The 14,870-nt window shown below is 40.8% G+C and carries 10 protein-coding genes; 7 read left to right on the forward strand and 3 right to left on the reverse strand.

The window, feature by feature from the left end:
* Window positions 1-50: 50 nt before the first annotated feature.
* The gene (locus tag ACPPVU_RS09765; RefSeq protein WP_426671512.1) at window positions 51-1,559 is read right to left on the reverse strand and encodes an ATP-binding protein; all 1,509 of its coding nucleotides are present in this window, start codon (window positions 1,557-1,559) and stop codon (window positions 51-53) included.
* A gap of 155 nt (window positions 1,560-1,714) precedes the next feature.
* Window positions 1,715-3,205 (reverse strand): ATP-binding protein, encoded by a 1,491-nt coding sequence (locus ACPPVU_RS09770; RefSeq protein WP_426671513.1) that lies wholly within the window; start codon window positions 3,203-3,205, stop codon window positions 1,715-1,717.
* A gap of 372 nt (window positions 3,206-3,577) precedes the next feature.
* Between ACPPVU_RS09770 and kaiC the strand changes: the two genes are divergently transcribed.
* From kaiC to ACPPVU_RS09800, 6 genes are all read left to right on the forward strand, one after another.
* Window positions 3,578-5,320 (forward strand): circadian clock protein KaiC, encoded by a 1,743-nt coding sequence (gene kaiC, locus ACPPVU_RS09775; RefSeq protein WP_426671514.1) that lies wholly within the window; start codon window positions 3,578-3,580, stop codon window positions 5,318-5,320.
* Between the two features lie 9 nt (window positions 5,321-5,329).
* The gene (locus ACPPVU_RS09780; protein WP_426671515.1) at window positions 5,330-5,614 is read left to right on the forward strand and encodes a circadian clock KaiB family protein; all 285 of its coding nucleotides are present in this window, start codon (window positions 5,330-5,332) and stop codon (window positions 5,612-5,614) included.
* A 2-nt stretch (window positions 5,615-5,616) separates the two neighbouring features.
* A complete protein-coding gene (locus ACPPVU_RS09785; RefSeq protein ID WP_426671516.1) occupies window positions 5,617-5,946 on the forward strand; it encodes a circadian clock KaiB family protein in 330 nt (109 codons plus the stop codon).
* A gap of 2 nt (window positions 5,947-5,948) precedes the next feature.
* Complete coding sequence (locus tag ACPPVU_RS09790) at window positions 5,949-7,613, forward strand: PAS domain-containing sensor histidine kinase (RefSeq protein WP_426671517.1); 1,665 nt, start codon at window positions 5,949-5,951, stop codon at window positions 7,611-7,613.
* Window positions 7,614-7,717: 104 nt separating this feature from the next.
* Window positions 7,718-9,130, forward strand: coding sequence for an FAD-binding protein (locus ACPPVU_RS09795; protein WP_426671518.1), 1,413 nt, complete (start codon window positions 7,718-7,720; stop codon window positions 9,128-9,130).
* Between the two features lie 63 nt (window positions 9,131-9,193).
* Window positions 9,194-10,744, forward strand: coding sequence for a serine hydrolase domain-containing protein (locus ACPPVU_RS09800; RefSeq protein WP_426671519.1), 1,551 nt, complete (start codon window positions 9,194-9,196; stop codon window positions 10,742-10,744).
* An 80-nt stretch (window positions 10,745-10,824) separates the two neighbouring features.
* Here the strand turns inward: ACPPVU_RS09800 and ACPPVU_RS09805 are convergent, their stop codons facing one another.
* Window positions 10,825-13,602, reverse strand: coding sequence for a TonB-dependent receptor (locus tag ACPPVU_RS09805; RefSeq protein WP_426671520.1), 2,778 nt, complete (start codon window positions 13,600-13,602; stop codon window positions 10,825-10,827).
* Window positions 13,603-13,846: 244 nt separating this feature from the next.
* Between ACPPVU_RS09805 and ACPPVU_RS09810 the strand changes: the two genes are divergently transcribed.
* Entirely contained in the window at window positions 13,847-14,746 is a 900-nt protein-coding gene (locus ACPPVU_RS09810; protein ID WP_426671521.1) for a DUF3078 domain-containing protein, read from the forward strand.
* Window positions 14,747-14,870 lie beyond the last annotated feature (124 nt).

Raw genomic sequence — 14,870 nt, forward strand, 5'->3', positions numbered from 1 at the left:
GCAATCCTAATTCTGAAAATTCATTAATTCGGTAAATTCAAGTTCAGACATTAGTCCGTGTTTAAAGGCAGGCTAAAGTAAAAGGTTGATCCTTTACCTTCTTCGCTCTTAACCCATATTTCCCCTTTGTGGCGTTGAATGATCTCGCTTGACAGATAAAGTCCTATGCCAAAACCGGTAACATTTCTCATGTCCTCATCTTCGGCACGATAAAAGCGCTGAAATACTTTTTCCCGGTCCTTTAATCTGATACCTATTCCCTCATCTTTCACAGAAACCAGTATATCATTTTCTAATACCTCACAGTGTAAAAATACCTCACTGCCTTTTGCCGAGTATTTTATGGCGTTACTGATAAAATTGCCGATAACCTGGCCTATTTTTTCCCTGTCGGCATTCACACTCAGCTCGTCGGGATTGTCAAAAATTAAAACATGTGTATTACTTAATATCCGGCTTTCGTTAATTATGTCATTGATCAGCTTATTGATATTAAAAATCTCTCTTTTAAGCTGCAGCTTACCCGGCTCAAGTTTTGAGATATCAAGAAAGCTGTGTATCAGGGCCGTCATTTTATTTACCTGGTTGCCGCATTTAACCACCGCAGTTTTTATAAACGGATCACTAAGGCCATTTAATTTGCTTTCTAACAGTTGCAAATAAGCTTTAAGCGAAGTAAGTGGTGTTTTTAATTCGTGGCTGGCCATGGCAATAAAGTCGCTCTTCCTGATCTCATCCCTTTTGCTTTCAGTAATATCCACAATAGTTCCGAGCATCCTTATAGGCTCTTTGTCTTTATTAAATAGTACAGTGCCTTTGGTTCGTATCCAGTGAAGCGAATTATCCGGCCAGTAAATTCTTATTTCATAAAAATAGGTGCCGGTTACTATTGATTCGTAATATGCTTTTATTGCGACATTTTCTAAATCATCAGGATGGACCTGTCCCTGTACATCAGTCAGCGTAACATTGTCCTCTGCCGAATGGCCAAATATGGCAGGGAACTGCGGTGAAAATGTAAAGTTTGTGGCCTTAATATCCAGATCCCATATCGCCATGCCTGTCGCTTCAGCTGCAAGCAGCAAACGATTCTCACTTTCAATGGCAGCTTCTTTGGCTTTTACTTCGGCGGTTACGTCTATAACAGTATTCAGAATAAAATCAACTTTTCCATCATCTAAAATGGGTGTATTGGAACATGACCAATAGCGTATCTGTTTTTGATGTGTTACCGGATCAAGAACATCATAGCGATAAACCGGCACATCCAGTTTCTGGTTAGTCTCAATCACCTTTGTAAATACTTTACGCGCCGTGGTGTCATCATTGGGCTGATCACCGTTTTCCGGAAAAACTTCGAAGAAGCCTTTACCCAATACGTCCCGGCGCTGCACTGATGTTATATTTAAATATGCATCGCTTGCAGCAAGTATCGTAAACCTGGGTGCGTCGGCCTTTATAAGTAATGAACCCGGAGATTTTTCAAAAAGAATCCGAAAAAGGTCGTCGGGTAAATTGGCAGCGGCATCTTCTAACATCAGTGGCAATAAATGGTTCATTTCATAATGATAATTACTGGAAAATTAAATATAATTTTAATTATTACGCAATATAATACAAATGACTTTTGTAAAATGCACTAATTAAGCTAAATATGGCCTGTGAGGGATTGATTTTATAGAGAAATCGATCCGATAAATTCTGACACAGATATTCAGGCTGGACTTAATGGCAGGCTAAAATAAAAGATTGATCCTTTGCCTTCCTCACTTTTAACCCATATTTTTCCCTTATGGCGTTGGATGATCTCGCTTGATAGATAAAGCCCTATTCCAAAGCCCGAAACATTTTTCAGGTTCTCTTCATCAGCACGATAAAAGCGTTGAAATATTTTTTCCTGGTCTTTTGGTTTAATGCCCATTCCCTTATCTTTAACAGATACCTGCACCTGGTCATCTGCTACCTCGCTATGTAAACAAATTTCGCTTCCCTTGGGAGAGTATTTGATGGCATTACTAATAAAATTACTGATTACCTGTCCTGTCTTTTCCCTGTCGGCATTTACATTGATCTGACCTGAATGTTTAAACTGCAGGTGATGGGTGCTGCTCACAGCCCGGCTTTCTGTAACCGATTCTCCGATCAGCTTATTGATATCAAAATTCTGTGTTTTAAGTTGAAGCTTGCCCGGTTCGAGTTTTGAAATATCCAGAAAGCTGTGTATCAGCGCCGTCATTTTATTTACCTGGTTGCCCGATTTAACAACTGCCGTTTTTATAAAAGGGTCGGTGGCGCCATTCAGTTTAGTTTCTAACAATTGCAGGTAAGCTTTTAGCGAGGTAAGCGGTGTTTTCAACTCGTGGCTGGCCATGGCGATAAAATCATTCTTCCTGATCTCATCTCGCTTGCTTTCCGTAACATCTACGGTAGTCCCGAGCATCCTTACAGGCTTATGATCATCGTTAAACAAAACTTTGCCTTGCGTTTTTACCCAGCGGAGCGACCCGTCTGGCCAATGTATACGCACTTCACATAAGTAGTCGCCGGTTTTAAACGATTCTTTGTATGCCCTCATCACTATGTTACGCATGTCATCATGATGTATCTGGTTACGGACACTCTTGAGATCGAGGTGTGTTTCCGGGGTATGGCCAAATAGATCGTTAAGCTGGGGTGTAAAAGAAAAATCATTATTTATAAGATTCAAATCCCATATGGCAAGCCCGGTAGCTTCTGCGGCAAGCAGCAACCTGTTCTCGCTTTCTGCCCTGGCATGCTGGGCATTCACCTCACCGGTAATATCAATGATGGTTTTTAAAATATAGGCTACTTTATTATCTGCGCCTAAAATGGGATTATTAGTACATCTCCAGTAATGTGGTGTAAAAGCATTGGTCTCGTGGTTTAGAACGTCATATCTTAAAAAAGGAATGTATACCCGTTCACCGGTTGTGACAACGTTCATAAACCCGTCATAGGCAGTAGTTTTGCCATGAAGGCCTTGGTTATTCTCCGGAAATGCTTCGAAAAAACCTTTCCCCATCACCTCATTACGGCTTGCCAGGTTGATTTTTAAAAAATCATCACTCACTGCCAGTATAGTGAAACACGGCGGATCGGCTTTTAATAAAACTGAGCCGGGAGATTTCTCAAAAAGTAATTGAAATAAGTTCCCGGGCAAATTGTCAGTGGTATAGGCTGTCATTATTGTGCTGAAACTGCATGTAATATAAACATTTTTAATCAGTAATTAAAAATATTTTAATTATGCCTTTTATTGGCCTTTTGAATATGCCGGTACAGCTAACAGATTTAAAATCAAAATGATACAATATGTTTATTGGCCCTCAAAACGGGCGTTAAGAGGCTGTAAAGATGGCCTTGAATAAGCAATGTCATAAAGTGTATATTTGGTATTCGGGTACATTGGATGTTGATAAATAAATAATCCGGTAAGGGCAGAAACGTCTGATCTGACTAAAACATTTCAACAAATTTCAGGTTGATAATAGGTTTATCAGAGGAAATTTAGTTACAAAATAATCCGTCTAAACATATTTTACAATTGTTACCACCTATGAGTGCGAGTAAAAAACAAAAAAAAGTAAGTAATAATATCCCGGCATTATTAAAAACCCCAACCGGTATTTCAGGATTGGATGAAATTACCGGCGGAGGATTACCTAAAGGGCGTCCCACACTCGTTGCTGGCGACGCTGGATGCGGTAAAACATTGATGTCGTTAGAATTTATTGTAAAAGGTGCATTAAATTATAATGAGCCAGGTGTATTTATGGCATTTGAAGAAAAAGCCGAAGAATTGGCTATCAATGTGGCATCACTTGGGTTTGATCTTGAACAGTTGCAAAAGGACAAGATGATCAGGCTGGATCATGTTCATATCGAAAAAAGTGAAATTGAAGAAACAGGGGAATATGACCTGGACGGACTATTTATAAGATTGGGCTATGCTATTGATAGCATAAAAGCTAAAAGAGTAGTATTGGATACCATCGAAAATTTATTTTCGGGCTTAAACAACCAGGCCGTTTTGCGTGCCGAACTACGTCGCTTGTTCCATTGGCTAAAGGAAAAAGGCGTTACAGCAATTATCACAGCTGAGCGGGGCGAAGGATCATTAACCCGGCAGGGGCTTGAAGAATATGTATCAGATTGCGTGATATTACTTGACCATCGCATCATCAACCAGATATCTACAAGAAGACTCAGAATAGTAAAATACCGTGGCTCAATACATGGTACAAATGAATACCCGTTCCTTATAGATGAAGATGGTATTTCGGTTTTGCCGGTTACTTCCCTAAAACTGGAAAAAGCGGTAACATCCGGGCGAATATCATCGGGTATAAAAGCATTGGATCACATGCTGGGTGGCAATGGTTTTTACAAAGGCAGCAGCGTGCTGGTTTCTGGTACCGCCGGAACAGGCAAAACAAGTTTGGCAGCTTATTTTGCAAACCAGGCCTGTAGTGATGGTAAAAAGTGTATTTATTTTGCATTTGAGGAATCACCTAACCAGATCATCCGTAACATGAAGTCGATCAGTGTAGACCTGGACAAACATGTAAAAAAAGGTTTGCTCAAATTTCATGCGTCCAGACCTACCTTATATGGGCTCGAAATGCATTTGGTTGCCTTATATAAGCTGATCAAAAACTTTAAGCCCGAAGTAGTAATACTTGATCCGATCACCAACCTGATAACCGTTGGCTCGGTAAGCGAAGTAAAATCAATGCTGATACGCCTGATAGACTTTTTGCAGGAAGAACAAATTACAGTAATGTTTACGGCACTCACCTTAAATAATATTGTGAATGAACAAACCGACGAAGGCGTATCATCATTAGTAGATGCCTGGCTGCTGGTAAGGGATATCGAGTTTAACGGCGAGCGTAATCGGGGGATGTATATTATGAAATCACGTGGTATGAAACATTCAAACCAGGTAAGGGAATTTATTATTACAGATAAGGGACTTGACCTGGTAGACGTTTATCTGGGCCCTGACGGCATATTGACAGGATCAGCCCGTGAAGCACAGATGATAAAAGAAGAAACCGGCGTTGCATTACAGGATTATGCAATAATTGCAAAAGACCGCGAGGTGAGCAGGAAACGCAAGGTACTGGAAGCAAAAATATCCAGTTTACACACCGAATTTGAATCGGTAGAAGAAGAGTTAAATAAAATTTATTTACAGGAGGAACTAAAAAAACAGGTGACGGAGAAAACAAGGCAGGAGATCACACGTATTAGAAAGGGAGAGAGCGATGCTAAATCCAGATCCGGGAAGAAATAATTTATGGAAATGGAAAAGAAATGGGAGTTAAGGTTGTATGTTGCCGGGAAAACAGAAAAATCAGTTAAAGCGCTTACAAATCTGAAGAGATATTGTGAAGAACATTTAAAAGGACAGTATAAAATAGAAGTGATTGATTTACTGGAAAAGCCGCAACTGGCTGAAGGTGATCAGATTTTAGCCATACCAACGTTAGTACGTAAAGTACCCGAGCCAATACGTAAAATAATAGGGGACCTATCTAATGAAGAGAAGGTGCTTGTGGGCTTAAATATAAAGCCGCTTAACACATAGATATGACAAAAAAACAAGAAGTGCCCGTACAAAATATCCCAGGGGATCAACCTAAGTCCGATTTTATTTTACGGCTATTTGTAACAGGTGCTTCGCCAAATTCAACACGTGCCATATCAAACCTGAAAAATATTTGCGAAGAGCATTTGAAAGACCGGTATGAACTGGAAATTATTGATGTTTATCAGCAGCCGCTAGTTGCCGAGCGCGAGCAGCTTATTGCTTTACCCCTTTTAATAAAAAAAGCACCGGGAATGGAACGAAGATTGATCGGTGATATGTCAAACAAAGAAAAAGTTCTGAAAGGACTTGGGTTAGAATTTTCAGCTTAATAGTGGAACCATCTAAATCATACGAACAATTACTAAGCGAGAACCAGGAGCTGCAATGGCGCCTGGAAGAAGCGAACGATACTATCGAGGCCATACGCACGGGCCAGGTGGATGCGCTTGTGGTTAAAAATGAAAACAGCCACCAGCTTTATACTTTAAAAAGTTCTGACCACACTTATCGTGTTTTTATTGAAAAAATGAGCGAAGGTGCGGTAACCATTAACAGGGAAGGCTTTATATTATATTGTAATTCGAGTTTTGCGAATTTGGTAAAGTGTTCGCTCGAAAAAGTAATCGGCGTGCCTTTTGAAACCTTTGTGGCTGATGGGTCAAAAAAGAAATATTATAAATTAAACAAAGCAGGCTGGGGGACAGACAATAAGGAAGAATTATTTATAAAGGACAGGTTTGACAAATTAACCTGTTGCCTTTGCTCATTTGCCGCGCTTGAAATGGACGGAGGCGCTGCACTTAGTGTGATAATCACTGATCTCACTATACAAAAAGACAGCCAGATGCTCCTCAAGCTTCAGAATGAAAAGTTAGAAGCAGCACAAAATCTAACAGTGCGGCAAAACGATGAGCTGGAGACAACAGTTAAAGAGCGTACAAAAGATCTTTTGGTTAGCCGGGAGAATTTTAAATTGCTGGCCAATCACATCACTCAAATGTCGTGGACAAACCTGCCAAACGGAGACATTAACTTTTACAACCAACGCTGGTTTGAATACACCGGACTGAGTTACAAAGAGACCAATGGATGGCCGTGGCGGGTTGTATTGCATCCGGATGATGTAGAAGAAACCATTGCCAGGTATATCGAATCATTAAGGACAGGTAAAATATTTGAGATCGAGAACCGCTACCGCCGGGGCAGGGATGGCACGTACAGATGGCACCTGAACAGGGCCGTGCCCCTGAAAAATGAAAAGGGTGAAATTACTTTTTGGGTTGGTACTGCAACTGATATTGAAGATCAAAAAAGAGAACTGGAGCGCAAGGATGAGTTTATTGGTGTCGCCAGTCACGAACTGAAAACGCCTTTAACCAGTCTGAAAGGCTATTTACAGTTGATCTCGATGCATAAAACTGACGAACTGCCCGTCATGATAAAACAATACATCGGCAAAGCAAATATTGCCATTAAGAAATTACAGTTTTTGGTGGATGACCTGCTGGATGTAAGCAAAATAAAGGCGGGGCGTTTAAATTACAATATCGATACGGTTAACTTAAGAACCATAACGGATGCCTGTGTTGAAAACTCTGTACACATGAACCCTTCATATACTTTCGAAGTAGATAATTGCACAGACTACATGGTAAAGGGCAACTCAGAACGCCTTGAACAAGTATTAATGAACCTGATCAATAATGCTATTAAATATTCGCAAGGCAGCAAACGGGTGATCGTAAAGACCCGGAAATACGAGAATTGGGTACGGGTGTCCGTCACCGATTTTGGCATAGGCTTATCTGAGGAACAGCAGTTCAAAATATTTGAACGTTTTTATCGTGTAGAGGATAAAAAGAACATGACCAGCGGGCTGGGTATGGGTCTGTATATTTCATCAGAGATCGTCAATACCCACAATGGTAAATTAGGTGTGGAAAGTAAGCTCGGCGAAGGCTCTACCTTTTATTTTGATTTGCCTTTGGAGGGGTGAATAACTACTTTCGATATCCTTATTCATTTTTTGCTTTAGTCAACAGTTAAATTGCAATTGAAATGATAAATTGCAGTGTCTAAACAAATGTGTCACATTTATAAATGAATAAACTGCTTCACAAAATTGCAATATACTTTATTGTTGCATTTATCAACCTTGCTTCTTTTCAGGCTATTGCGCAGGATAATTCAATAATTGTAAATGACATAACACAATTAAACCCGATAAAGGTAAGTTCCATAATCGCCCCAACAACAAATCAGGAAATAATAGAAGCAGTGAAAACTCATAAAGGGCCAATTTCAATAGGAGGTGGCCGTTACAGTATGGGTGGCCAAACTGCAACAGAGAACGCTTTGCAAATTGATATGCGTAAATTCAATCAGGTATTAGCTTTTTCAAAGGCTGAAAAGGAAATTACCGTGCAAACAGGCATTACCTGGAGAAAAATACAAGAATATATAGACACTTGTAATTTATCGGTTAAAATTATGCAGACCTATGCTAATTTCACTGTCGGCGGGTCGCTTAGTGTAAATGTCCATGGCAGGTATGTCGGACAAGGGCCACTGATTCTGTCGGTTAAACAAATAAAAGTTGTATTGGCAAATGGTGATATGCTTGTTGCAAGTCCGGTTGTAAATAAAGATTTATTTTATGGGGCTATTGGAGGTTATGGTGGTTTAGGTGTTATTGTTGAAGCCACGCTTTCACTTACTGATGATTGCAAGGTATTGAGAAAAGATTCTGTAATGTCAGTTACAGAATATAAGGCTTATTTTTTTAACCGTATACACAATGATACAACTGTTATCTTTCACAATGCAGATTTTTATCCCAATAGCTATAAAAAGGTAAGGGCTGTCTCCTATATCAAAACCGATAAAGCTGCAACAGTCCCGTACAGACTTAAGCCAATAAATAATAGCTATGGTTTTGACAAATTCGCATATCAATTTATTTCAGAACACCCATCAGGTAAATGGATAAGGCAACATATTCTCGACCCGGTAATATATCGAAACAACCCGGTAGAGTGGCGAAATTATGAAGCTAGTTATGATGTTTATGAATTAGAACCCAAGTCGAGAAAGAAATCGACTTATGTGTTACAAGAGTATTTTGTTCCGGTTGATAACTTTGATCAGTTTTATCCTTTAATGACTGGAGTATTAAAACAAAACAAAGTCAACGTTATCAATATATCTATCAGGCACGCCAATAAAGACCCCGGGTCAACTCTTGCGTGGGCAAGGACAGAAGTATTTGCATTTGTTTTATACTATAAACAAGGAACATCCGAACGAGATAGAGATAAGGTTAAAAGTTGGACACAGCAATTAACAGGTGCAGTGCTGACTTGTAATGGTACTTATTATTTGCCCTATCAGATATATGCTACAAGAGACCAGTTTATGAAAGCTTATCCGGATTATAACGAGTTTTTTAAATTAAAGAAGAAGCTTGATCCGGATAATAAATTCAGGAATAAGCTATGGGATGCTTATTATTAATGAGATGGTTAGATATCTGATATTGCGAAATTTTAGTAAATATGTAATACTCACAGTCCATTTATGAAGCAAAGTTCAATTTTTATCAGGTCGATCGGCATTGCCTTTCTTTCTCTTTATTCATCAATCCTATTCGCTCAAACCTACAAACCACCGGTTTTTACCGATTCGGCCAGGCTGAAAAGGATCGAAGCCACTTACCCTGTTATCGATAAGATATATAAGGATTATGCTGAACAAAATCATTTTCCGGGGCTGGTATATGGGATTGTGGTAGATGGTAAACTGATACATAGCGGCAGCGTAGGATATACTGATCTGAAGGATAAAACTTTGGCCACTTCGCAATCTGATTTCCGTATAGCATCTATGAGTAAAAGCTTTACCGCAATGGCGATACTGAAGCTGCGCGATGAAGGAAAACTGAAATTGGATGACCCGGCGTATTTGTATATCCCAGAGATGAAAGAGATAAAATATTTGACCAAAGATGCTTCGCCAATCACCATACGCAATTTGCTTACGCACTCGGCAGGTTTCCCGGAAGATAATCCATGGGGCGACAGGCAATTGGCCAATACTGATCAGGAACTGATTGACCTGTATAAAAAGGGAGTGTCATTTTCCAATGATCCGGGTTTGGGTTATGAGTACAGCAATCTGGGGTTTGCTACGTTGGGCTATATCATCAAAAAGGTATCAGGTAAATCATACCAGGAATACATCACTGAAAATATTTTGAAGCCTTTGGGTATGACACATACTTACTATGAGTATGATAAAGTCCCCAAAGAACTGCTGGCGCATGGCTACCGCTGGATAGATAACCAATGGGTGGAGCAACCTATGCTGCATGATGGCTCATATGGTGCTATGGGCGGGATGATCACAACGATAGAAGATTTTAGCAAATATGTAGCGCTCCATTTATCTGCATGGCCGCCACGCGATGATGCTGAAACCGGGCCGGTAAAAAGAAGCTCTATCCGCGAGATGCAATATCCCTGGGATGTAAATGGGTTTAGTCCGAACAATAAAACGACAACGGGCAGGCCTTATCCTTTTGCATCGGCCTATTGTTACGGCCTGCGCTGGAGGAGATATGTGGACGGCATGACAGCAATAGGGCATACAGGAGGTTTGCCCGGCTTTGGCAGTGAATGGACGATCTATCCAGAATATGGTATCGGTGTGATCAGCTTTGCTAACCTCACCTATTCTAATGCCGGAACAGTAAACATTCAGGTTGCTGATACCCTCCTTAGGCTCTCAGGCGTAAAGCCACGCCAATTGCCACCATCAGCTATTCTGCTACAACGCCGGGATGAATTGTTAAAACTATTGCCCGATTGGAATAATGCGCAAGCAAGCGGCATATTTGCACAGAATTTTTTTATGGATTACTTTCCGGATAAGTTAAAGGCTGAAGCTGCAGAAATATTCGCCAAAGCCGGTGTGCCAATTAGGCCTGTTGGTGATGTAGTACCGGAAAATCAATTGCGTGGTTATTTTATGATTTATGGCGAAAAGGCAAATATCAAAATTAGCTTTACGCTCACTCCCGAAAACCCTGCGCTGATACAGGCGTATCATATTGAGCTGGTTGCAAAGTAAGCGGAATCAAAATATGATCAATGAAAAAGCCGCCCCGGTGCATACCAGGGCGGCTTTCATTATAATAATTTTAGGTATAGTTAGAAAGTAAACCCGGCACGCACAAAAAAGCGCCTGCCATTATTGCCCATTTGTACGGCATCGGCAGGGCCACCGGTTTCATTGTTGTAGGACCAGCCACCTTTTGCAGCCAAAACAACGCCAAGATTAGGATGAACATTAAATATATTGTCGCATCCTAATGAGAAGTGTACTGTTTTGTTCACTTTATAGCCGAAATAAATATCGCTTACTACTTTGCCGCTGTAGATATATTCATCAGGTACTGTAGTATTCGGATCGGCATCCAAAGGTACCACAGGATGTATGCCATCACCGTTTTCGCCATAGCCCAGCAGGTCTATCTTGCCAAAATAAGTGAACCTTGTGCCGACAGAGAATTTTTTATGTCCATACTCAGGATTAAGGGTTAGTTTTTCCGGAGGGGCGGATGCAAGGATGAACTTTTGTTCACGGTCGCTCAGGAAGGTTTGCCTCAATTGGTCAGTTGCGCTCAATTTCGGTGGATAGTTGATCTGGTCAATCGTCATGTGCTGAAAGTTGCCTGCGAATAACAATTTGTAATGATTATCGCCCACGGTTTTATTATACTCTATCACCACATCTACACCCATGTTAGTAGTATTTGCCGCATTAGCGAAAAACTGTGCCTGGCCTACTTTCAACGCATTTAATGTGTCTATAAATGCAGGGTCAAGGTCAGTATTTTTTGGACTGAACTGACCCGACAGTACTACGCGGTCGGTCACCTTTATAATATATCCGTCAACAGTGAAACTTAACTCAGATACAGGCCTGAAGGTGAATCCCAGCCCGTAGTTTTTTGATTTTTCCTGTTTCAGGGTGGGAATACCCGCCGCCTTTGTTATCGGGCTGTAATTAGGAGCTATTTTAACTTCGGTTATCAAAGTGCCTTGCACATTGGTGTATGACGAGCTGTAATTGATCTGTTGCAATGATGGTGCACGGTAGCCTGTTCCTATTGAACCGCGGATATTAAAATTGTCGGTAATTTTATAGCGGGTAGCTAATTTGGTACTTAAATTATAGCCAAAATCGCTGTAATGCTCCAGGCGGTTTGCAAAATCTACCAGCCATTCTTTGGTTATGTCAGCTTCCAGGTCAAGGTAAATACCCACAACATTGCGATGAGCTGTCGTAGCATCATTTGGTTGATAGCCCGGGAAACCTTGTGAGCCGGTAGCTTTCAACGTATCATAGTTCATATAAGAACCAGGTTCACCCGGTTTTATCTGGTAACGCTCGTAGCGATACTCGGCACCTGCACCTACGTTAAAGCCGGCCATGATATCTTTATAGTGCTTGTTAAAGTTCAGGTCGGTAGTATTTTGCAGGAACTGCGGGCCGCCGTCATAAAAATGAGTTTGCGTAGCGCCTAATGAAGCATTAAAGGTTTTTTCGCCATAAAAATGGAAGGTGTTGTTACCCAGTGTATTACTCAGGTCCCAATCTACATCCTTCCCTAAAGTGCCTTTTAAGCCCAATGCAAGAGATGCATCCGTATTGTGTGTTTCTATGATGGGGTTGTAATAGCTGTCACCATCAGGAGTGTTAAAGATGATGCCTGAAACAGGTATCAGGTTGCCGCCCGCATCGGTAGGGAAACGACCGGGTGCGCCCGAAAAATTACGGCTAAAGGCATAATCATCAGATAATTTATAGCTGTAGCCGCCAAAACTATAAAAAGTTGTGCGTGTGCCGGCAAGTGGTATTTCGGAGTTGAAGAAAGCATTGATACTTTGAGCAGAACCGTCACCATTGGCGCGTCTCACCGTATTTAGCGGTAAAGCATTTGGATTGGAGTAGGCTGTATCATGTGTTTGCCTGAAAGTTTTTCCATTGGCATCGTAGTTAACGGTGAAATTGATGAAGCCATTATTTTTACCTATAGCGATACCATAGTTAGCATCTATTGTGATCGCTTTGCCGTCAATTGCGCCGCCGTGCGGGTACTGGCCTTGTGCAACAGCATCGCGACTGTTGTAAGCAGGATCATCATAACCCGATGCACCCACATTCACAGTTAACTGGTTAACGTTTTTCTTTAGAATGATGTTAATAACCCCCGCTATTGCATCCGAACCGTATTGGGCAGATGCACCATCGCGAAGAATTTCGACCCTGTCAATGGACGAAACCGGGATAGAGCTTAGGTCGACGCCTGAGTTACCACGGCCACGTGTGCCAAATACAGAAACAAATGCAGTGGAATGCCTGCGTTTGCCATTGATCAGCACCAGGGTTTGATCGGGGCCGAGACCTCTTAATGTACCCAGCTCAACGTGGTCGGCGCCGTCCGATCCTGATTGTTTATTGTAATTAAAGGATGGGGCGGCGTAATTCAGGATGTCGGTAAGATCCAAACGGCCTGTAGTGGTTGCATTTTTGGCTACGTTCACCACGTCAACGGGTACCGGAGTTTCAAGCTTTACTCTGCCAGCAGACCTTGTACCGACCAATACAACTTCATTTAGTTGGTTCACGTCATTTTCCAATTGAATGGTTAAGCTGGTTTGACTGGCTACAGGTACTTCAAGCTTTTTATACCCGGTGTAGTTGACAACCAAAATGGCGTTTGGTGAAGCAGAAATGGAAAACTGGCCGTTAGCGTCGGTAGCGGTGCCCTGGCTGGTGCCCTTTACCAAAACAGTTACGCCAATTAGCTTCTCTTTGGTTGCGGCATCGGTAATGGTGCCTTTTACAGTTATGTTTTGCGCAAATACAAATTTGCTGCTACATAAGAGAATGGTAATAAATAAGAGTAAATATTTCTTCATAAAAAATAATTTGGGGTGAAACGGATGTTAAATTAATTTTAATGTAAGATACTATTTATTGTGTAATTCCAAAAGAAAGCCAATTATTATTTTGATAATGGCAATGTATTTTTCTTAATTATAATATTTTTTCTATTAAAACAGATTTTGTGCTTCAATCGTTTGTTCACTAGTTAAAATTCACAACTTTGTGTTTATCATTTACTTAATTAAAATAACCTAGTTCACCTAAAAAAATTACCCTATGAAAAACGCTTTACTTTTTTTGATGCTTTTATGTGGAAGCATCGCCGGCTATGCACAGGCGCCGGCCACCCCTGCAAAAGATACTACCAGGATCTGGACCATCCACGGAGAGAATACTTTGCTGCTCAACCAAAGTTCTTTTACGCATTGGGCAGCAGGTGGTACAAATGCCTTTGCCGGCAATATCAACCTGAATTATGATTTTAATTATAAAAGAGATAAATGGAGTTGGGACAACAAGGCAATATTAGGTTATGGCCTTAGTGAACAGAATAATACCGGCTGGCGTAAGAACGATGACCGTATTATACTCAACAGCTTATTGGGTTATAAGGCAGCCAAATACTGGCTGTATACGTTTTATGGAAACTTCCAATCACAGTTTACCAAAGGGTATACTTACAATGATGATGGCAGCCGTACACTGATATCAGCTCCGTTTGCACCGGCTTACCTCACCTTTGGGCCTGGTTTTGCTTATAAAAAGAATGATAGCCTGAGGGTGAATTTTTCGCCTGCAGCGGCACGTTTTACATTTATGCATAATGATTCATTATCCGCCATTGGATCATACGGCGTATTGCCGGGCCACAAGAGCCTGTTTGAGTTTGGTTCTTCATTAGATGCATACTATAAGTTTAGTGTAGCCAAAAATATATCGCTTGAAAATATATTGAAATTGTACGAAAACTACCTGAAAAACCCGACTAATGTTTATATGGATTACACATTGAACCTGTTTATGCGGGTAAACAAGATAGTTACTGTAAATGCCGGAGTTGAAATGATCAACGATCCGAATGCGCAGATACCTGTAACAACAAATGGCGTACAGACGTATCATTCACTTTTCCAGGTGAAGCAGATATTTGGAGCGGGGGTGACGTATAAGTTTTAACTTCATCACCAGTTAAAGGAGTAGTCTACTCAATCTTTCGTATACTCCTAATTATAAATTCTGTCTAATGGGGCAGTTGTGTGTGAAAATTTTGGGAAAAATTGCCACACTTCAAAATGTTGGC

The organism is Mucilaginibacter sp. McL0603 (assembly GCF_049992945.1).
Lineage (GTDB): Bacteria > Bacteroidota > Bacteroidia > Sphingobacteriales > Sphingobacteriaceae > Mucilaginibacter.

Bases quoted from the DNA above. Each gene is read 5' to 3' on its own strand.
- ACPPVU_RS09765 (WP_426671512.1), bottom strand. From the start codon at position 1,559: ATGAACCATTTATTGCCACTGATGTTAGAAGATGCCGCTGCCAATTTA.
- ACPPVU_RS09770 (WP_426671513.1), bottom strand. From the start codon at position 3,205: ATGACAGCCTATACCACTGACAATTTGCCCGGGAACTTATTTCAATTA.
- kaiC (WP_426671514.1), top strand. From the start codon at position 3,578: ATGAGTGCGAGTAAAAAACAAAAAAAAGTAAGTAATAATATCCCGGCA.
- ACPPVU_RS09780 (WP_426671515.1), top strand. From the start codon at position 5,330: ATGGAAAAGAAATGGGAGTTAAGGTTGTATGTTGCCGGGAAAACAGAA.
- ACPPVU_RS09785 (WP_426671516.1), top strand. From the start codon at position 5,617: ATGACAAAAAAACAAGAAGTGCCCGTACAAAATATCCCAGGGGATCAA.
- ACPPVU_RS09795 (WP_426671518.1), top strand. From the start codon at position 7,718: ATGAATAAACTGCTTCACAAAATTGCAATATACTTTATTGTTGCATTT.
- ACPPVU_RS09800 (WP_426671519.1), top strand. From the start codon at position 9,194: ATGAAGCAAAGTTCAATTTTTATCAGGTCGATCGGCATTGCCTTTCTT.
- ACPPVU_RS09805 (WP_426671520.1), bottom strand. From the start codon at position 13,602: ATGAAGAAATATTTACTCTTATTTATTACCATTCTCTTATGTAGCAGC.
- ACPPVU_RS09810 (WP_426671521.1), top strand. From the start codon at position 13,847: ATGAAAAACGCTTTACTTTTTTTGATGCTTTTATGTGGAAGCATCGCC.